Source organism: Aeromonas ichthyocola, from assembly GCF_046087985.1.
In the GTDB taxonomy this organism is placed as follows: Bacteria; Pseudomonadota; Gammaproteobacteria; order Enterobacterales; family Aeromonadaceae; genus Aeromonas; species Aeromonas rivipollensis.
Genome location: NZ_JBJSWH010000001.1, coordinates 98,478 through 116,510 on the forward strand (window position 1 = coordinate 98,478; position 18,033 = coordinate 116,510).

Annotated in this window: 20 protein-coding genes; 12 read left to right on the top strand and 8 right to left on the bottom strand. The window is 61.5% G+C overall.

The features are described 5' to 3' along the window. Positions 1-101: 101 nt before the first annotated feature. Positions 102-356 carry a DinI family protein gene (locus ACF2JD_RS00455; RefSeq protein WP_025326722.1) on the bottom strand — a complete coding sequence of 85 codons (255 nt, stop codon included), beginning with the start codon at positions 354-356 and terminating at the stop codon, positions 102-104. A gap of 257 nt (positions 357-613) precedes the next feature. On the opposite strand from ACF2JD_RS00455, the gene ACF2JD_RS00460 reads away from it, so the two are divergent. Next, positions 614-883, top strand: a complete 270-nt coding sequence (locus ACF2JD_RS00460; protein ID WP_025326721.1) for a type B 50S ribosomal protein L31 — start codon at positions 614-616, stop codon at positions 881-883. Beyond that, a complete protein-coding gene (gene ykgO / locus ACF2JD_RS00465) occupies positions 880-1,005 on the top strand; it encodes a type B 50S ribosomal protein L36 (protein WP_010674479.1) in 126 nt (41 codons plus the stop codon). The genes ACF2JD_RS00460 and ykgO overlap by 4 nt, the downstream gene beginning before the upstream one ends. 82 nt (positions 1,006-1,087) lie before the next feature. Here ykgO and araC read toward each other — a convergent pair whose 3' ends face one another. From araC to ACF2JD_RS00485, 4 genes are all read right to left on the bottom strand, one after another. Beyond that, positions 1,088-1,999, bottom strand: a complete 912-nt coding sequence (gene araC / locus ACF2JD_RS00470) for an arabinose operon transcriptional regulator AraC (RefSeq protein ID WP_111910948.1) — start codon at positions 1,997-1,999, stop codon at positions 1,088-1,090. 132 nt (positions 2,000-2,131) lie between these two features. Further along, positions 2,132-3,133: an L-arabinose ABC transporter permease AraH gene (gene araH, locus ACF2JD_RS00475; RefSeq protein WP_263685214.1), complete on the bottom strand. Its 1,002-nt coding sequence runs from the start codon at positions 3,131-3,133 to the stop codon at positions 2,132-2,134. 50 nt (positions 3,134-3,183) lie between these two features. Continuing rightward, positions 3,184-4,680: an L-arabinose ABC transporter ATP-binding protein AraG gene (araG, locus tag ACF2JD_RS00480; RefSeq protein WP_411650103.1), complete on the bottom strand. Its 1,497-nt coding sequence runs from the start codon at positions 4,678-4,680 to the stop codon at positions 3,184-3,186. A gap of 66 nt (positions 4,681-4,746) precedes the next feature. Further along, complete coding sequence (locus ACF2JD_RS00485) at positions 4,747-5,730, bottom strand: arabinose ABC transporter substrate-binding protein (protein WP_163149068.1); 984 nt, start codon at positions 5,728-5,730, stop codon at positions 4,747-4,749. 361 nt (positions 5,731-6,091) lie between these two features. Between ACF2JD_RS00485 and ACF2JD_RS00490 the strand changes: the two genes are divergently transcribed. Genes ACF2JD_RS00490 through araA form a run of 3 tightly spaced genes read left to right on the top strand, consistent with a single transcriptional unit; the run spans position 6,092 to position 9,978 of the window. Further along, positions 6,092-7,768, top strand: coding sequence for a ribulokinase (locus ACF2JD_RS00490; protein WP_440986523.1), 1,677 nt, complete (start codon positions 6,092-6,094; stop codon positions 7,766-7,768). Next, positions 7,765-8,463: an L-ribulose-5-phosphate 4-epimerase gene (locus ACF2JD_RS00495; protein ID WP_139744405.1), complete on the top strand. Its 699-nt coding sequence runs from the start codon at positions 7,765-7,767 to the stop codon at positions 8,461-8,463. Before ACF2JD_RS00490 ends, ACF2JD_RS00495 begins: the two co-directional genes overlap by 4 nt. Before the next feature lie 15 nt (positions 8,464-8,478). Beyond that, a complete protein-coding gene (gene araA, locus ACF2JD_RS00500; protein ID WP_440986524.1) occupies positions 8,479-9,978 on the top strand; it encodes an L-arabinose isomerase in 1,500 nt (499 codons plus the stop codon). 110 nt (positions 9,979-10,088) lie between these two features. Here the strand turns inward: araA and ACF2JD_RS00505 are convergent, their stop codons facing one another. Next, entirely contained in the window at positions 10,089-10,979 is an 891-nt protein-coding gene (locus ACF2JD_RS00505) for a LysR family transcriptional regulator (RefSeq protein WP_440986525.1), read from the bottom strand. Positions 10,980-11,092: 113 nt separating this feature from the next. Between ACF2JD_RS00505 and ACF2JD_RS00510 the strand changes: the two genes are divergently transcribed. The 6 genes from ACF2JD_RS00510 (at position 11,093) to ACF2JD_RS00535 (ending at position 16,026) form a co-directional block, all read left to right on the top strand. Beyond that, entirely contained in the window at positions 11,093-12,244 is a 1,152-nt protein-coding gene (locus ACF2JD_RS00510; RefSeq protein WP_440986526.1) for a methionine aminotransferase, read from the top strand. Between the two features lie 8 nt (positions 12,245-12,252). Continuing rightward, positions 12,253-13,068, top strand: coding sequence for a nitrilase-related carbon-nitrogen hydrolase (locus ACF2JD_RS00515; RefSeq protein WP_440986527.1), 816 nt, complete (start codon positions 12,253-12,255; stop codon positions 13,066-13,068). Positions 13,069-13,121: 53 nt separating this feature from the next. Beyond that, entirely contained in the window at positions 13,122-13,892 is a 771-nt protein-coding gene (locus ACF2JD_RS00520; RefSeq protein ID WP_139744410.1) for an ABC transporter substrate-binding protein, read from the top strand. Positions 13,893-14,147: 255 nt separating this feature from the next. Next, positions 14,148-14,867, top strand: a complete 720-nt coding sequence (locus ACF2JD_RS00525; protein ID WP_440986528.1) for a metallophosphoesterase — start codon at positions 14,148-14,150, stop codon at positions 14,865-14,867. 503 nt (positions 14,868-15,370) lie between these two features. Then, positions 15,371-15,733, top strand: a complete 363-nt coding sequence (locus tag ACF2JD_RS00530; protein ID WP_440986529.1) for a hypothetical protein — start codon at positions 15,371-15,373, stop codon at positions 15,731-15,733. Between the two features lie 41 nt (positions 15,734-15,774). Beyond that, positions 15,775-16,026 (top strand): hypothetical protein, encoded by a 252-nt coding sequence (locus tag ACF2JD_RS00535; protein WP_440986530.1) that lies wholly within the window; start codon positions 15,775-15,777, stop codon positions 16,024-16,026. Between the two features lie 15 nt (positions 16,027-16,041). Here the strand turns inward: ACF2JD_RS00535 and ACF2JD_RS00540 are convergent, their stop codons facing one another. Then, a complete protein-coding gene (locus ACF2JD_RS00540) occupies positions 16,042-16,716 on the bottom strand; it encodes a hypothetical protein (RefSeq protein ID WP_440986531.1) in 675 nt (224 codons plus the stop codon). A gap of 74 nt (positions 16,717-16,790) precedes the next feature. Then, positions 16,791-17,012 (bottom strand): hypothetical protein, encoded by a 222-nt coding sequence (locus tag ACF2JD_RS00545; protein WP_139744413.1) that lies wholly within the window; start codon positions 17,010-17,012, stop codon positions 16,791-16,793. Positions 17,013-17,112: 100 nt separating this feature from the next. On the opposite strand from ACF2JD_RS00545, the gene ACF2JD_RS00550 reads away from it, so the two are divergent. Beyond that, a complete protein-coding gene (locus ACF2JD_RS00550) occupies positions 17,113-18,021 on the top strand; it encodes a WYL domain-containing protein (RefSeq protein ID WP_411165931.1) in 909 nt (302 codons plus the stop codon). Positions 18,022-18,033 lie beyond the last annotated feature (12 nt).

The following is an 18,033-nucleotide window of genomic DNA, read 5'->3' on the forward strand; positions in this document are numbered from 1 at the left end:
GGCCCCCTGCCCACAAACACGAAACGCAGCCTTGAGCTGCGTTTCGTTCAAATCGGGGTGAGAGCCTCACCAGGACAGGCAAATCGACAACCAGCCCCTGATCAGGCCTCAGCGCCTTCTGCCTCCGGCATCCAGCTCTCGGCGTTCTCCCATACTTCCTGCACCATGGTCTCGGCCAGTTCCCTGTCCTCCTTGCTGGCACGGCTGACCGTCAGAGCCATGGCACTGCCCGGGGCGACCCGCACATGCAGATCAGGGAATCGCTCGCCCAGTTGCTTGAGCAACTCCTGGCGCAGCGCCTCCATGGTCGCAGTGGGGATCTGATGTTTTCTGTCGATGATGATTTCCAGGCGCATAGGATAGGTCTCCATAATGGTTAACTGTATTTTTATACAGTAAAAACCAAAAGTAAAGGCTCAGCTACTCGTTCCACCTCCATCGCTCAACAATCCATCGTTCTCCCCTGTCATGACCACATCTGCATTCCCTCCAGCCCCCCCTTCGTTGAGCGCGTTTCATCCTGCCTAGTCACCTCAGGAGAAAAAATGGTTGATATTGGTTCTCATTCATCGCATCATCAGCTTGTGTTATAACATAACAAAAAGAGACAATCATGCGCCCCAATATTCACCCTGAATACCGCAAGGTCCTGTTTCACGATCTGGCCAGCAACACCTGCTTCCTGATCGGATCTACCTTGCAGACCGATCGCACCAAGCAATGGGAAGATGGCAACACCTACCCCTATGTGACGCTGGATGTCTCCAGTGCCTCCCACCCCTTCTATACCGGCAAGCAGAAGCAGGTCGGCAAGGAAGGACAGGTTGCCCGCTTCGGTCAGCGATTCGGCCAATTCTTCAACAAAGGAAAAGAGACATCATGAAAGTGCTCGCCTCCCTGAAATCAGCCAAGTCACGTCACCCGGATTGCCAGATCGTTCGTCGACGCGGCAAGCTGTTCGTGATCTGCAAGAGCAATCCCAGATTCAAGGCTCGCCAGGGCTGATCCCCGCCCCTTGCCGTCCATGAATAACAAAAGCCCTCACCATGAGGGCTTTGTCATCTCTGGGAGCTTGCCGTGCCCGGCATCACAGGGGGGTGGCGCACTTGCGGTATTCGGTGGGGCTGACCCCGACCCGTTTCCTGAACACCCGGGAGAAGTAGAGCTGATCGTCATAACCCACCTGCTGGCCTATGGTGGCCACCGACATGGGGGTGGTCTGCAGCAGCAGCTTGGCCCGCATGATCCGCTGATCCTCACGCCAGCGCACTATGCTCACCCCCACCTGCTCGCGGAACAAGTGGGCGAGGCGCGAGGGGGACAAGAAGACCTGCTCGGCCAGCGCCTCCACCGAGATCTCGGCACAGAGGGACTCGCTCAGGATCTGGCACGCCTGGTGAACCCTGTGATCTATGGTGGGGTAGGCACTGAGGGAGGAGGCCTCGTAGCAGCGGATGAGCAGCCGCTCCAGCAGGTTCATGGCCAGCTGTTCCGACATGGGCCTGAGCTGCTGGTGGGTCTCTTCGATGTCGAGGAAGAGGGCGTCAAATTCGGCGAGCAACTGATTGTCTGCCAGTTGCAATCGCCCCACCCGCTCCGTCACCTGGGGCCACTTGAGCCAGTCTGCCCAATAGGCCCGCGGCCGAAAATAGACCCAGCGGTGATACCACTCCCGGGCATCCGGCGCCCGGCCGTAATAGTGCACGGCCGCCGGCGGAAACAGCAGCAGGTCCCCTGGCTCCACGGTGAAGGCCTGATCCCCCTGAAAGATCTGCCCCTTGCCCCTGATGGTCAGGTTGACGATGAAGCCCTTCATGCCCTGGGGGCGGTCGATGATGAAGTCGAGGGCGCTCCCCTGCTCTATGGGGGTCATGCCCGAGACCAGGAAGACATCGAAGGCGTACCCCGGCAACAGGGGATTGAGTTGTTTCGGCTTCTCTTTTTGCATCGAAGACATGGCGGAAAACAGCGCTTGGGTAAAAAAATCGGCTTGGGCCATTGTAGAGATCCGGCGTTGGAACAACCTATTTTCGCAAGCGGCCTGATGTGAATTTATTGAACTGGCTCACAGCTTGCTCGAAGGAGGCACCAGGCCAGCGTGGGCCGACCTGGTGCCTGAGGGCGCAACAGCTCAGACCCGCGCCTTGCGCACCTGCTTGTAGCGGTCGAACAGCACGGCGGCGAGCAGGATAAGGCCACGCACCACGTACTGGGCGAAGGGGGAGATGTTGAGCAGGTTCATGGCGTTCTCCATCAGCCCCAAAATCAGCACACCGGCGATGATGTAGGAGATCTTGCCAATCCCCCCCTTCATGGAGACCCCACCCAGCACGCAGGCGGAGATCACCACCAGCTCGAAGCCGATGGAGGTCATGGGCTGGCCCGAGGTCATGCGCGAGGCGAGTATGATGCCGGCGATGGAGGCGATCAGCCCGGTCATGGTGAAGATGATGATCTTGGTGCGCACCACGTTGACCCCGGCGAGGCGCGCGGCCTCCTCGTTGCCCCCCATGGCCAGGGTGTTGCGGCCGAAGGTGGTCTTGTTGAGCAGCAGGCCAAAGAGCACGAAGCAGAGTGCCGTCAGCCAGACCGGGGTCGGGATCCCGAGCAGGGCTGAGTTGCCGAGCTCGAAGAAGCCCTCTTCCACTATGCCGACCGCCTTGCCGTCCGAGATGATGTAGCCCACCCCTCGCGCCATCTGCATGGTGGCGAGGGTGGTGATGAGGGCGTTGATCTTGAATTTGGCCACTACGATGCCGTTGATGAGGCCAAACAGCACCCCCACCGACATGCCGGCCAGGATGCCGACCGTGATGCTCTCGGTGGCGTTGATGCCCACGGCGCAGGCGACGCCGGAGCAGGCCACCACAGAACCGACCGACATGTCGAATTCGCCGGAGGCGAGGCAGAACAGCATGCCACAGGCCACCATGCCCGACATGGAGACGGCCAGCCCGAGCCCGCGCATGTTGATCAGGCTGGCAAAGTTGGGCACCAGCGCGCAGGCCAGCAGGAACAGGATGGCGAAGATCACCAGCATGCCGTACTGATCCCAGACGCGGGCCAGTTGTACTCTTGAGCCGGTGGCCGCCGAGACGGTCGTGGCCTGACCGGCAGAGGTAGTTGTTGTCATTGTATTTCTCCTAAAAATTCTGGGTGCTATCCCGTTGCAGTCACGGGGGATTAACGGGCCGGCATGGCCAGATTGAGCGCCTTGACCTCGTCGGCCTCGTCGTGGGAGAGCTCCCCTGCTATCACCCCCTCCCGCATGACCATGATCCGATCCGCGATGCCCAGCACCTCAGGCAGCTCGCTTGAGACCACCACCACGGCGATGCCCACCTTGGCCAGATCGTAAATCACGTTGTAAATCTCGTTTTTGGCCCCGACGTCTATGCCGCGGGTCGGCTCGTCGAGCAAAATCACCTTCATGTCTTCGGAGAGCCAGCGCCCCAGAATGGCCTTCTGCTGGTTGCCGCCGGAGAGGTTCATGATGGCCTGATGGGGTGACGGGGTCTTGACCCGCATGTCGCGGATCCGCAGCCTGGCGTTCTCGTCCTCCCACTTCTGGTTGATCCAGAAGCCCCCCCACGCCTTGTGGCGGCGGGCACTGATGTTGATGTTCTCCTGCACCGAGTGGATGGGGATGATGCCGAGCGCCTTTCTGTCTTCGGTGCAGAGCATGATGCCGCTGTGAATGGCGTCGATGGGGTTGCGGATGGGCACCGGCTTGCCAAACACGGCTATCTCGCCCCCACGCGCCTTCTCGGCGCCGAAGACAAGCTTCATCAGCTCGCTGCGACCGGCTCCCACCAGGCCGAAGATGCCGAGGATCTCGCCGCGTTTCACTTCAAACGACACCGGCGCCTTGAGTCCCGGCCCCATCAGGTTCTCTACCTTGAGGCCCACCTCGCCGAGTGCCCTCGGGCTGTAGCCATAGATGTCGGTCAGATCCCGCCCCACCATGGTCTTGACCAGCAGATCCCGGTCCACCTCGGCCATGGAGGCGAAGGTGCGCACGAACTGGCCATCCTTGAAGACGGTGATGGCATCGCACAGGGCGAAGATCTCGTCCATCCGGTGGGAGACGTAGAGAATGACCTTGCCCTCGTCCCGCAACTGGCGAATGACCCGAAACAGCTGATCTATCTCGCGGGACGACAGGCTGCTGGTCGGCTCGTCGAAGGCGATGACGCTGGCGTCCCGGGTCAGGGCCTTGGCGATCTCCACCATCTGCCATTGACCGAGGGACAGGTATTTGAGCGGCGTCTCCGGCGACACATCCATGCCGAGGCGCGCCAGCTGCCTGGCGGCATCCTGATAGAGCTTCTCCCTGTCGATGACCCCGCGCCGGGTGGGCAGCTGGCCGAGGTAGATGTTCTCGGCGATGGTCATCTCGGGGACCAGATGCAGCTCCTGATAGATGATGGCGATCCCGCTCTCCAGGGCGTCGACCGTGTCTTGAAACACCTTCTCCTGGCCGGCCAGCTTCACCACCCCTGTGGTGGGCGCCTGAAAGCCGCTCAGGATCTTGAGCAGGGTGGATTTGCCCGCGCCGTTCTCCCCCATCAGCGCATGCACCGAGCCCTGCTGGCAGGAGAAGGAGACGTTCTGCAGCGCCTTGACGCCGGGGAACTCCTTGCTGATGCCGCAAAACTCCAGATATGGAACTTGATTCATGACATGACTCCAGCCAGCCGGCACGGCGCAGGGCACCATGCCGGCATGGGTATCAGGGGTTGGCGATCACAGACCTTTCTTCTGCAACTCGACCTTGAAGTTGTCGCGGGTGATGAGCACCACATCGGTCACTTCGGTGAACTTGGCAGGCTCGGTGCCATTGACGACCCAGTCATGGAGCATCTGGATGCTCTTGTAGCCGTGCACGTCCGGGCTTGGCAGCAGGGAGCCGAGGAAGCCGGTGGCGCTGGACTTGGAGAGCTCGTTCACCGCATCCACCCCGTTGATGCCGATGCCGATGACGTTCTCGGCCTTGAAGCCCTGCCCTTCGGTGGCACGCACGCCGCCGAGCACTGTGTTGTCATTCATGCCGACGATGAGCCAGTTTTTGACCTCGGGGTGCTGCACCAGCATGGAGTTGGCGGCATCCAGAGCCCCCGGAATGTCGTTGGCCTTGGTGGGGGAGCGGTAGATCTGGCCTTCAGGGAAACCGGCAGCCTTGAGCGCACTCAAGGAGCCGTCGACCCGGCGACGGGCGGTATCCAGCTCATCGGCTGTGATGGCCAGCACCCCGGTTGCCTTCAGGTCCCACTGGCGTTTTTGCATCTCCTTGTAGAGCTCCTGACCCTGGCGCTCGCCAATCTTGGTGGCGGCCATCATCACCAGGGGCACCTGCTCCATGGGCAGCCCCTTGGCGTTGACGAACTGGTCATCCACAGTGATGACCTTCAGATCCATGCTGTTGGCCTTGGCCATGATGGCGGCCCCGAGCTTGGGGTCTGGGGTGCAGATGACGAAACCCTTGGCGCCATTGGCCGCCAGGCTGTCGATGGCATTGAGGGTCTTCTCCCCATCGGGGACGGCTATCTTGATCACCTCGAAACCGAGATCCTTGCCCGCCTTGTCGGCGAAGTTCCATTCGGTCTGGAACCAGGGCTCCTCCGGCTGCTTGACCAGGTAGCCCAGCTTCAGCGCCTCGGCCGAGAAAGCAGAATTTGCCATACCAAGGGCAAACCCCATCGCGATCATGCCTTTAACGATTTTGTTCATGCGAGTGTCTCCAGATGTTCCATCAATCCATGTATCCATGAAACGCAGCCATTGGGTCCATTCCTCTGACCGCCACATAAAAACATGTCCAAACATGACGTTATTGTTGTTGCTAGATGAGCGAACCAAGTTGTAATCGTTTTCACATGGAAAAATGGAGAGCAGGATCACGCCATGAGATTGCAGCTATTTTGTCTATATATTTAGCAAAATCGTTACATATGGAATCCTCGACCAGGGTCACCCTCTTGCGCTTGTAGCGTTTAAATCCATATTTCCAGCAGCCAATGGCTAACCGTCCGTCCGGTGCATCTCCTATGGTTCCTCCCCAGTCACCCCTCATTGATGGTCAGGAGCACATATGTCTGAGCACATCGTCATCGGACTCGATTTCGGCAGCGACTCGGTCAGGGCACTCGCCGTGCGCTGCCAGGACGGCGCCGAGCTGGCGACCCATGTCGTCTATTACCCACGCTGGCAGGCCGGCCACTACTGCCAGCCGGTCAACAACCAGTTCCGCCACCACCCCCTCGACTACATCGAATCCATGGAGCAGGCAGTGGTGGCTGTGGTGAGTCAGCTCACCCCAGCCCAGCGAACCGCGGTGCGCGGCATAGGGGTGGACAGCACAGGCTCCACCCCGGCCCCCATCGATGAGGAAGGGCGGGTGCTGGCCCTGCGCCCGGAATTTGCCGACAACCCCAACGCCATGTTCGTGCTGTGGAAGGATCACACCGCCATCGAGGAGGCCGAGGCCATCACGGCGCTGTGTCACGGAGGCCAGTTCCCCGACTACAGCCGCTACATAGGCGGCATCTACTCCTCCGAGTGGTTCTGGGCCAAGATACTGCACGTCTCCCGAGCCGATGCGGCAGTGCGCGCCGCCGCCTGCAACTGGGTCGAGCTGTGCGACTGGGTCCCCGCCATACTGAGCGGCACCCAGGCCCCGGCGACCCTCAAGCGCGGGCGCTGCGCCGCCGGTCACAAGTCCCTCTGGCACCCGAGCTGGGGCGGCCTGCCTGCCGCCGACTTTCTCAACGCCCTGGATCCGCTGTTGACCGAGGATCTCGACTTCCCCCTCTTTACCGACAGCTGGACCGCCGATCTGCCGGTCGGCACCCTGACCCCGGAGTGGGCCGAGCGACTGCACCTCTCCTGCGAAGTGGTGATCGCGGGCGGCGCCTTTGACTGCCACATGGGGGCTGTGGGGGCCGGGGCCGGCAACAATGCCCTGGTCAAGGTGATAGGCACCTCCACCTGCGACATCCTGATCGCGGATGAGGCCACCATAGGCGAGCGCGCCATTGCCGGGATCTGCGGTCAGGTGGACGGCAGCGTGGTGCCGGGCATGGTGGGGCTGGAGGCGGGACAATCGGCGTTCGGCGACATCTATGCCTGGTATCAGCGCCAGCTCGGCTGGCCGCTAGACAGCCTCGCCGCCCAATACCCCGAGCTTCGTACCGCCATCGAGGCCCACAAGCGGGAGCTGTTGCCGAGCCTCGCCGCCGCCTGGGAGCAGCAGCGCGATCTCGCCCACCTGCCGGTGGTACTCGACTGGTTCAACGGCCGCCGCACCCCCTATGCCAACCAGCGCCTGCAGGGCACCCTCACGGGGATCAACCTCGGTACCGATGCGCCCGACCTGTTCGGCGCCCTGGTGGCCGCCACCGCCTTCGGGGCCCGCAGCATCATGGAGTGCATGACCAGCCAGCAGGTGCCGGTGGAGCAGGTGATTGCGCTTGGCGGCATTGCCCGCAAATCAACGACTGTGATGCAGACCTGCGCCGACGTGATGAACAGACCCATCCAGGTGGTGGCCTCGGATCAGTGCTGCGCCCTGGGGGCGGCCATCTTTGCCGCCGTGGCGGCCGGTCTCTACGCCGATGTGGCTGATGCCCAGCGCCATATGGCGAGCGCCGTGGAGCGCACCCACCAGCCGGATCCGGTGCGGGTCGCCGAGTATGAGCGGCTCTACCAGCGCTACCTCGCCTGGGGCGCCGCCGCCGAGCCCCTCTACAACCGGGGGGCACTGGCATGAGCCTCAACACCCTCAAGGAGCAGGTACTCGCCGCCAACCTGGATCTGCCGCGCCACGGTCTGGTGACCTTCACCTGGGGCAACGTGAGCGGCATAGACCGGGAACAGGGTCTGGTGGTCATCAAGCCGAGCGGCGTCAGCTACGAGCGGATGCGGGCCGAGGACATGGTGGTGCTGGATCTCGCGGGCAAGCAGCTGGAAGGCGCCCTGCGTCCCTCCTCCGACACCGCCACCCACCTGGTGCTCTATCGCACCTATCCCGAACTTGGCGGCGTGGTGCACACCCACTCCACCCATGCCACCGCCTGGGCCCAAGCCGGACGCCCCATTCCCATTTTCGGCACCACCCAGGCCGACTACTTCAACGGCGAGATCCCCTGCTCCCGCCTGCTCACCCCGGGGGAGGTTGCAGAGGACTACGAGGGGCTGACCGGTCATCTCATCGTCGAGACCCTCAAACAGACCCCCATTCTCACCATGCCGGGGGTGCTGGTGGCCAACCACGGCCCCTTCAGCTGGGGCAAGAGCGCCGAGGACGCTGTACACAACGCTGTGGTGCTGGAAGAGGTGGCGCGCATGGCCTGGCTCACCGGCCAGATCAACCCCGCAGCCCGCCCCCTGCCCCATTACCTGCTGGAGAAGCACTACCAGCGCAAACATGGCAAACACGCCTATTACGGCCAGACAAAAGCGTAAAAAGAGGACACCAAGATGGAATTGATGAAACAGCTGGAAGTGTGGTTCCTGGTCGGCAGCCAGCACCTGTATGGCGCCACCACCTTGAAGCAGGTGGCCGATCACGCCCACACCATCACCAGCCAACTCAACGAGGGGGCCGGGCTGCCCCTCAAGATAGTGCTCAAGCCCACAGGCACCACACTCGATGAGATAAGCGCGGTGGCCCGGGATGCCAACCACAGCGAGCAGTGCGTGGGGCTCATGGTGTGGATGCACACCTTCTCCCCCGCCAAGATGTGGATCCCGGCCCTGAGTCAGTTGCAAAAACCCCTGCTGCAGTTCCACACCCAGTTCAACCGGGATCTCCCCTGGAGCGAGATCGACATGGACTTCATGAACCTGAACCAGACCGCCCACGGCGGCCGCGAGTTCGGCTTCATGGGTGCCCGCCTGCGGCTGCCCCGCACCGTGGTGGTGGGCCACTGGCAGGATGAAGAGGCCAGACAGAAGATTGGCAACTGGATGCGAGTTGCCGCCGCCATCCACGACAGCCGCCACCTCAAGATCGCCCGCTTTGGCGACAACATGCGCAACGTGGCGGTCACCGAAGGCGACAAGATTGAGGCCCAGATCCAGTTCGGCTATCAGGTGAACTACCACCCGGTCGGCGATCTGGTGAAGGTGATCAACGCCGTGTCCGACAGCGATATCGAGGCGCTGCTGGCCGAATACGAAGAGACCTACACCCTGACCGAGGCGGTACAGGCGGGTGGGCCGCTGCGAGCCTCCCTCTATGAGGCGGCGCGCCAGGAGCTGGGGATGAAGAAATTCCTCACCGACGGCGGTTTCGGCGCCTTCACCACCACCTTCGAGGATCTCCACGGCCTGCACCAGCTGCCGGGGCTCGCCTGCCAGCGCCTGATGCAGCAAGGCTTCGGCTTTGGGGCAGAAGGGGACTGGAAGACAGCGGCCCTGCTGCGCACCCTGAAAGTGATGGGACATGGCTTGGCGGGCGGCGCCTCCTTCATGGAGGACTACACCTACCACCTGGAGGCGGGCAACAACCTGGTGCTGGGGGCCCACATGCTGGAGGTCTGCCCCTCCATCGCCGCCGATAAACCCGTGCTGGACGCCCAGCACCTGGGGATTGGCAAGAAGGCCGATCCGGCCCGCCTGCTGTTCGCGGCCCCGGCGGGCAAGGCGGTCAATGCCAGCCTCATCGACTTGGGCAATCGCTTCCGCCTGGTGGTCAATCAGCTCGAAGTGGTGGACCTGCCAGAGGCCATGCCCAAACTGCCGGTGGCGAGCGCCCTGTGGAAACCCATGCCCGACCTTCAAACCAGTGCCGAGGCCTGGATCCTGGCGGGGGCCGCCCACCACTCGGTGTTCACCCAGGCGGTCGACATAGCGCAGCTGCGCACCTTCGCCGACATCATGGGCATAGAGTTCGTGGTGATTGACGAGCACACCCGCATCCCCGCGCTCAAGGAGCAACTGCGCTGGAACGAGGTCTACTACAAGATCTGCCACTGACCCCTTAATCGGCCAGCGGCCATCACCATGAAACAGCCCCGCCCGCGGGGCTGTTGCTTTTTTGATGGGGCAGACAGATGTCACCCCGTCAGGGGAGGCACTGACGGCGATCAGGGCTGGTCGCGGCTCTCCAGCAGCCATTGACAGGTGCGGGCCACCCCCTGACGCTGGCTGTCGGGGCGGGCGAGCAGGGCATACTCGTGATCCGTGCTGAGCACGGGGGCAAAGGGGGCGACCAGGGCACCGCTCTCCAGCTCCTCGGCCACGATTGTCGGGTCCCCGAGGGAGAGGCCGAATCCCTGCAAGGCGGCATTCATCGCCAGGTCCAGGGTATCGAACAGCTGGCCGCCCTGAGGCTGCCAGGGGGTGGCGAGGAAGGCGGCGAACCAGTTGCGCCAATCCCGCCGATCCGCGCTGGCATGGAGCAGGGGCAGCAGGGGCAGCTCCTCTATGGTGCGCTCGAACAGGCGGTGCTTGGCGGCAAAGGCGGGGGCACAGACCGGGGTCAGCCGCTCCTGGAACAGCGGCTGGCTGTGGGGGTACCTGGCCTGACAGGGTTGATAGACGATGGCGAGATCGAAGGGCTCCCGGGAGAAATCGATGCCGTGGCTGTGGCTGCCGCGCACTTCGACTGCCTCCCCCTCGAACGCCTGCAACCGTCGCAGCAGCCAGCGGCTGGCACAGGAGGGCACCTTGATGCTGATGGCCTGCTCGTGGGGCAGGGTTTGCAGGGCGCTGAGCCCCTCCCCCATGCGGGCCAGCCCTTCGCGAACGAAGGGCAGCAGGCGCTCGGCGGCCGGGGTCAGGGCCAGGCAGCGGGTGCCGCGCACGAACAGCAGGTGGCCGAGGCGAGCCTCCAGCTGGGCGATCTGCTTGCTCACCGCCCCCTGACTCACGCACAGCTCATCGGCGGCCAGGGTGAAACTCAGGTGGCGGGCAGAACACTCGAAAACCTGCAAGCCATACAGGGGCAACTGGCTGCGGGGTTGGCTGGACAACATACAAGGCTCCATGCTTGAGAAAAACTCATGCATAACATGCCGAATAATCCGTTGTCCGGCAAGGAAGCGAGGGCTAAAAAGGGACATCTTTCACACACATCGGTGACGGCGCCATGTCTTCCCCCCGCATTGTCAGCAAACTGCCCCAGGTGGGCACCACCATTTTCAGCGTGATCGGGGATCTGGCCGCCCGCCATCCCAGCATCAACCTCTCCCAGGGGGCCCCGAGTTTCCCCTGCGATCCCGAGCTCATCCGGGTGACCCACGAGGCCATGCTGGCCGGGGAGAACCAGTATGCCCCCATGACGGGGCTGCCCGCCCTGCGCGAGCAACTGGCGGCCAAGATAGGGACCAGCTATGGCCACCACTTTGACGCGGGCGAGGAAATCACCATCACCGCCAGCGCCAGCGAGGCCCTGTTCTGCGCCATCACAGCCCTGGTGCACCCTGGGGACGAGGTGATCATGTTCGAGCCGGCGTTTGACAGCTACCGCCCCATGATCCAGCTGCAGGGGGCCACCCCTGTGGTGATCGCCCTCAAGGCCCCCCATTTCGCCATCCCCTGGGAGGAGGTGGCGGCCCGCATCACCCCGCGCACCCGCATGATAGTGCTCAACACCCCCCACAACCCCACCGGTACCGTCTGGCAGGCGGGGGATCAGGAGCACCTCGCCCGCCTGGTGCGCGGCACCGACATACTCATCCTCTCGGACGAGGTGTATGAGCACGTGGTGTTCGACGACGCCCTGCACCAGAGCGTGATCCGCTATCCGGAGCTGGTGGAGCGCTCCGTCGCCGTCTTCTCCTTCGGCAAGACCTTCCACGTCACCGGCTGGCGGGTGGGCTACTGCGTGGCGCCCCGCCCCCTGATGGAGGAGATCCGTAAGGTGCACCAATTCGCCATGTTCGCCGCCGACACCCCCATGCAGTACGGCTTCGCCCACCTGTTGCAGCAACCGGCCCACTACCAGGGGCTGGCGGACTTCTACCAGCGCAAGCGGGACCTGCTGGTCTCGGCCCTGGCGGACTCGCGCTTTACCCTGCTCCCCTCCGCCGGCAGCTTCTTCATGCTGGCGAGCTATGAACGGATCAGCGACGAGCCGGACAGCCTCTTCGTGCAGCGCCTCATCCGCGACCACGGGGTCGCCACCATACCCGTCTCCGCCTTCTATCACGACGGCACGGATCAGCGGGTCATCCGCCTCTCCTTCTCCAAGGATGACGACACCCTGCTGGCGGGCGCCGAGCGCCTGTGCGGCGTCTAGGAGGCAACATGGATTCACTGCGCGTTGCCGTCCTGCAGATGGTGTCCGGGGACCAGCTTGACCACAACCTGGCCCAGGCCGAGGCGCTGCTGCGTCAGGCCGCGGCCGAGGGGGCCGAGCTGGCCCTGCTGCCGGAATATTTCTACCTGATGCCTGCCGACGAGCGGGCGCGGGTCGCCCTGGCCGCCCCCGTGAGCGATCACCCTCTGCTGGCCTGGGCCCAGAAGCTGGCCCGGGAGCTCGGGATCTGGATACTGGCTGGCACCCTGCCCCTTGAAAGCGACGAGCCCGGCAAGATGCACAACAGCAGCCTGCTGATCGACCCGCAAGGGCAGCTCGCGAGCCGCTACGACAAGCTGCACCTGTTTGGCTTTTGCACCGGGCAGGAGCAGTATGACGAGGCCGCGACCATGAGCCCGGGCCGGGAGGTGGTGAGCCATCCCCTGCCCTGGGGCGTGCTGCGCTTCGGGATCTGCTACGACCTGCGCTTCCCCGAGCTGTTTCGCCTGGGGCCCACCCCCGACTTCATCGCCCTGCCAGCGGCCTTTACCCACACCACCGGACTGGCGCACTGGGAGCTATTGCTGCGGGCCAGAGCGGTGGAGAACCTCGCCTTCGTGCTGGCTGCGGCCCAGGGAGGTGAGCACCCCGGCGGGCGCCGCACCTTCGGCCACAGCATGATCATCGATCCCTGGGGCCGGGTACTGGCCCAGGTAGAGGAGGGTCAGGGACTGGCCATCGCCACCCTGGATCTGGCGGCCCAGCGCAAGGTGCGCAGCCAGCTGCCGGCCCTCACTCATCGCAAGATAGCCGTCGGCCCCTGAGGCCGGCACCATTTAGAACCATAGGAATGACACCACACTTCAAGGGACTGACCATGAAACTCAATACACTGATGATGATGCTGGCCCTGGCCACCGCCGGCCAGGCGGCCGCCAAACCCCTGGTGATCGCCACCGACGCCACCTACCCCCCCTTCGAAATGGTCGACAGCAACGGCAAGCTCGGTGGCTTCGAAGTGGATCTCGCCTATGCCCTGTGCGCGGCCATGAAGACAGAGTGCGAGGTGATCAACCAGCCCTGGGATGCCCTGCTCCCCGGCCTGCAGGTGCGCAAGTACGACGCCATCATGTCCTCCATGAACATCACGGACGAGCGGCGCCAGAAGGTCGCCTTCAGCCAGGTCTACTACATGATGCAGAACCGCTTCGTGGGGCGCAGCGACAAGGCGGCCGACTTTGCCGACACCCCTGAGCACTTCAAGGGCAAGGTGATAGCGGTGCAGGAGGGCACCCCCCAGGACAACTTCATCACCGCCCGCTACGGTGACGTGGCCAAGATCAAGCGCTACGTCAACGCCCAGTCCCCCATGCTGGATCTGCAGTCCAGCCGCGCCGACTACACCTTCGGCAACATGGTGCAGTTGAAGGTCGGCTTCCTCGACAAGGAGATGGGCAAGCAGTTCGCCTTCGTCGGTCCCCAGTACAACGGCACTCAGGACAAGATCCTGGGAGAAGGGGTAGCGGTGGCCCTGCGCAAAAACGATGACAAGCTCAAGAGCCAGTTCGATGCCGCCATCGAGAGCGTCAAGGCCGATGGCACCTTCGACACCTTGCTCAAGAAGTACCAGCTCGAAGACCTGCTCTGATCCCGACGCCGGGCCGCTATCACACCATGCCAGTCAACACCGACTGGCATTTTTTTATCCGGGATCTGCCGGCAAGGCGGCAAACGGCCCTCCTTTATGCAGGCCGCCTGTCACCTCGACGCGAAAGAGCCTCCCCCACCTGCCTCTACTATGGCGAGGCAGAGCATGCCATGCTGCACTTGTCCACGAGCCCTGATCCCCCATAGGCCATCCGGCGGCGCCGCGAGCCGGTCACACCAGACAAGGAGGCAAGCCATGAACCCGACCCCGCTGATCAGACGCTTCTCCCGCAATCCTCTGGGGCGGGATCTCGCCGTCGGCGATATCCACGGCTACTTTTCGCAGCTGGAACAGACCCTGAACCAGGCGAGATTCGACCCCGCTCGGGATCGCCTCTTCTCCGTCGGCGATCTGACGGATCGCGGCCCCGACTGCACAGCCGTGCTCGACTGGCTGGCCAAGCCCTGGTTTCACCCTGTCTGCGGCAATCACGACGACTACGTCTGCCGTTACGAGAGCTGCGATCGGGAGAACTGGATCCAGAACGGCGGCGGCTGGTTTCAGCAGCTGACCCCGGGCGAACAGGGGGCGTTCGCCGCCCACTACCGCACCCTGCCTATCGCCATCGAAGTGGCCACCCCGGCCGGCCCGGTCGGACTGCTCCACGCCGATTGCCCCTTCTCCTCCTGGCAGGGGCTGCTGGACACACTGGATGCGGGGGTGAGCGGCGGGAAACTTAGGGCCATCAAGAACGTCTGCCTCTGGTCAAGGCGCCGCATCGAGCGGCTGGACGAGAGCGGCGTCGAGGGTCTCGTCGCCCTGGTGGTGGGCCACACCCCGGTAGGCCGCCCGGCCCGCCTTGGCAATGTCTACTACATAGACACCGGCGGCTGGTATCCCGACGAAGGCGGCTACTTCACCCTGCTCGACCTGCACACCCTGATGCCGGCGCTCCCACCCAGTGGTAACCCCTGAGGAGATATTTTGTATCAGGGGTTGATCTTTCTACTGATTGGAGCCGCGGCGATTCAGTCCGGGATGATGAGCACACTTCAAGATGCAGATATCGCTGAAAGTCTGTGACCAAGGCTGCGACCATCAATATCGAACCGTGGTAGGCTAGGCCCAAAGGAACCTATTTAGGGAATGTCATGCCTGTACCTCCACCTCCATTTACCTTTCATTGCCCCCAATGCGGCTGGCAAAAGACGGTTGTCCCTAAGAGTGACGCGCTTGTGTGTGGCCTCTCCTGGTTCGAGGTATGCCCCAAATGCAGTCACTCACCACTTGAAAGAGCACCAGCCAACATGGTGGAACTGGCGATGGCCAAGATACGGGATGCAGTCCGAAAGTAAGCCTGATTTCAAGTTTGCCATCCCAACCGATTCGCCATTTGTCAGACGGTCCACCCGCAATACCGTTAGCGAATTTAGGGCCTCGAATTCTGACTATTCATCCGATGGAGAAGGAGATCATTGTTGAATTTCGAACAACTGAAAAATCGTCACCGTGAAATACGTGAACACTCACCTGCCAACCTAAAGTTGCGTGTGCATCGCGCATTGAGCTGGCTGCAGCGGGCAGAGATGGCAGAAGATGAAGATGGCCGCTTCATTTTTCTCTGGATTGCGTTCAACGCTGCCTATGCCACCGAAATCGATGACAATCGCCGCTTGTCAGAGCAGGAAACCTTCAAAGGCTTTCTGGAAAAACTGTGCGAGCTGGATGAGCACAGGCAGATCGAGCAGCTCGTGTGGCAGGAATTTTCTGGGTGTATCCGTATTTTGCTGGATACCCCTTTTGTACTCCAAGGCTTCTGGGATTTCACAGTGGCAAGATAAGCGAAACACTATGGAAGGAACGACTGGCACAGGGCAAGAAAATGGCATCCCAAGCACTGGCAAGCAGCAATACACCGCAGTTGCTGGGTGTCGTATTTAACCGTCTCTATACTCTGCGAAATCAACTAATGCATGGCGGCGCCACCTGGAATAGTTCGGTCAATCGCAAGCAACTTAAAGATTGTGCAAACCTGTTAGGCAAGCTTATCCCGGTGATCATCGAGCTGATGATGGCCCATCCACAAACCCTGTGGGGAGACGCCTGTTATCCGGTGGTGGAAATGACGAGTTAGTCCGTCACTGAGGGGTTACGTAGCTCGGCCTAATCCGCCAGGTAAAAGGCTCCCGCCAACATGCCATAGACAACGCGCACTTCGGATATCTGCGCCCAGCAGTGCTCCAAGCAGGGCTTCGCCATCTTGCAGGGTGTCGCTATGCCAAAAACACCAGAGCGCCGCTTCGACCACATCGAGCCAATTGCCTCGGCCAAGCTGATTACGTGATTTTCGGCGCCAGCTCCCCCGCACCACAGCACCGGTGTTGGGGGACTGGGCGGCCAGCGCTCTTTGCTCCATCACACTGAGGGTTAGCCCGTCCAGTTTGGCCTGTGTACTGCCACGGCCTCCCCTCAACAGCTTTTCGAGCTGCAATGCCAATAACCGCATGGCATCACCACATGCAAGAGTCGCATCGTCATCCAACAATGCAGCAGCCCCTGCCATCAGTTGCTCCCGCCCTTGATAGATGGGCAGAACAGTACGATCCAACCGATGCCGATCAATATGCAAAGCCAAACGCGTCAATCTGCGCAGCTCAATACAGTGAGGCGTTCCCTCGGCCTCCGTCAATGACATAACGCCCAATCGACCCTCTTCTTCTGCAATCACAGTCACAAGTTCGCCGACCTGCTCGGCTGGCAGCAGGCAACAGATACCCATGATCAGAGGCATTGCCGCCTGATCCAATATCAGATTTGAATTCATAGAACCTCAGTGACGATGGTGTTTGAAATAAGTGATGCGGTTGCTGATGGTAACGATGTCGCTACCTGGCCAAATCAGGTAGTGGCGATGCGGGTGTTAGCATTTTGGAGTATCAGATCACCTCCTGCTTGCGGTTTCCTGAGCGCGAAATGCTTGAGGTAAAACACTTTTTTCTCCCTGTAATACTTGCCCCTGCCAAACATGAACAGAGAGCCTATGGCTGTAGCGACAATCCCCCTCAATGGCATATGGCACAAGGCTTGACAGTGGTAGGTGAGAACCAGCTTGTAGTTCATGACATACTCTCTTGACGCCGCTTCAGATGGACTCATTATATGTAGCCTGTATACTCATGACGATACTGGTTACATACACATGTCGCATTTTGGAGCACATATGACACCCAAAGAACTCACCTGGGATCAAACCCTGCGTTTTCGCCTGCTGGAGATCGTGCTGCAGTGGGAGGGGAGGCTGACTACCAATCACCTGATGAAAGCCTTCAATATCGGCCGCCAACAGGCCTCGCGGGATATCAACCACTACCTGACCTGCTACTCGCCAGAGGGACTGGTCTATGACAAAAGTCTGAAGGGATACAAACCCACCGAGCAATTTGTGCCCCGCTTTAGTGAAGGCAAGGTGGACGAGTACCTGATGCTGCTGCACCGGGAGAAGCAATATCAACGCCAGCACGAATCAGGGGTTCTAACCCTACCCTTGATGGATCTGCGCTACGGCCACATAGAGATCCTGGATGTGCCAAACCGCCATATCGATCCAAAGATCGTACGTGGTTTGGTGCAAGCGGCTCGGGGCCAATTACGGGTGGATGTGGACTATGTATCGCTGAGCTCAGAGGAGCAGAGCGGCCGCAATATCGTGCCCCACACCCTGGTTTATGACGGGATCCGCTGGCATGTGCGGGCCTATTGCGAAAAGAAAGGGGAATATCTGGATTTTGTGATGAGCCGTTTTCGCGGAGAGCCGGAACTGTTGGATGCCTCCCCTCACGGCCGGGATCAGGATCTGGAGTGGAACACCCTAGTCACCGCCGTAGTCACCCCCAATCCTAGCCTCAGCGAAGGGCAGCAAGCCATCATCGCCAGCGACTACGCCATGACGGATGGCAGCCTCCAGATCACACAGCGGATCCCCCTGATGCATTACGCGCTGGAGCGGATGCAAGTGAGCTATAACGGCGAACACCAACAGCATCCACTGCTCTACCCGCTAGTGTTGGAAAATCGGGAGGTGCTAATTCAGCAAGGCTGTACCTTCAAGCTCAAAAATGTAGATTATTAACCACGACAAAAA

Excerpts from the sequence above, each read along its gene's own strand:
- ACF2JD_RS00535 (WP_440986530.1), top strand. The coding sequence starts at position 15,775 with ATGGCATCCCAAGCACTGGCAAGCAGCAATACACCGCAGTTGCTGGGT.
- ACF2JD_RS00540 (WP_440986531.1), bottom strand. The coding sequence starts at position 16,716 with ATGAATTCAAATCTGATATTGGATCAGGCGGCAATGCCTCTGATCATG.
- araH (WP_263685214.1), bottom strand. The coding sequence starts at position 3,133 with ATGACAACAACTACCTCTGCCGGTCAGGCCACGACCGTCTCGGCGGCC.
- araA (WP_440986524.1), top strand. The coding sequence starts at position 8,479 with ATGGAATTGATGAAACAGCTGGAAGTGTGGTTCCTGGTCGGCAGCCAG.
- ACF2JD_RS00505 (WP_440986525.1), bottom strand. The coding sequence starts at position 10,979 with ATGTTGTCCAGCCAACCCCGCAGCCAGTTGCCCCTGTATGGCTTGCAG.
- ACF2JD_RS00510 (WP_440986526.1), top strand. The coding sequence starts at position 11,093 with ATGTCTTCCCCCCGCATTGTCAGCAAACTGCCCCAGGTGGGCACCACC.
- araC (WP_111910948.1), bottom strand. The coding sequence starts at position 1,999 with ATGGCCCAAGCCGATTTTTTTACCCAAGCGCTGTTTTCCGCCATGTCT.
- araG (WP_411650103.1), bottom strand. The coding sequence starts at position 4,680 with ATGAATCAAGTTCCATATCTGGAGTTTTGCGGCATCAGCAAGGAGTTC.
- ACF2JD_RS00515 (WP_440986527.1), top strand. The coding sequence starts at position 12,253 with ATGGATTCACTGCGCGTTGCCGTCCTGCAGATGGTGTCCGGGGACCAG.
- ykgO (WP_010674479.1), top strand. The coding sequence starts at position 880 with ATGAAAGTGCTCGCCTCCCTGAAATCAGCCAAGTCACGTCACCCGGAT.
- ACF2JD_RS00455 (WP_025326722.1), bottom strand. The coding sequence starts at position 356 with ATGCGCCTGGAAATCATCATCGACAGAAAACATCAGATCCCCACTGCG.
- ACF2JD_RS00545 (WP_139744413.1), bottom strand. The coding sequence starts at position 17,012 with ATGAACTACAAGCTGGTTCTCACCTACCACTGTCAAGCCTTGTGCCAT.
- ACF2JD_RS00550 (WP_411165931.1), top strand. The coding sequence starts at position 17,113 with ATGACACCCAAAGAACTCACCTGGGATCAAACCCTGCGTTTTCGCCTG.
- ACF2JD_RS00485 (WP_163149068.1), bottom strand. The coding sequence starts at position 5,730 with ATGAACAAAATCGTTAAAGGCATGATCGCGATGGGGTTTGCCCTTGGT.
- ACF2JD_RS00525 (WP_440986528.1), top strand. The coding sequence starts at position 14,148 with ATGAACCCGACCCCGCTGATCAGACGCTTCTCCCGCAATCCTCTGGGG.
- ACF2JD_RS00490 (WP_440986523.1), top strand. The coding sequence starts at position 6,092 with ATGTCTGAGCACATCGTCATCGGACTCGATTTCGGCAGCGACTCGGTC.
- ACF2JD_RS00495 (WP_139744405.1), top strand. The coding sequence starts at position 7,765 with ATGAGCCTCAACACCCTCAAGGAGCAGGTACTCGCCGCCAACCTGGAT.
- ACF2JD_RS00520 (WP_139744410.1), top strand. The coding sequence starts at position 13,122 with ATGAAACTCAATACACTGATGATGATGCTGGCCCTGGCCACCGCCGGC.
- ACF2JD_RS00460 (WP_025326721.1), top strand. The coding sequence starts at position 614 with ATGCGCCCCAATATTCACCCTGAATACCGCAAGGTCCTGTTTCACGAT.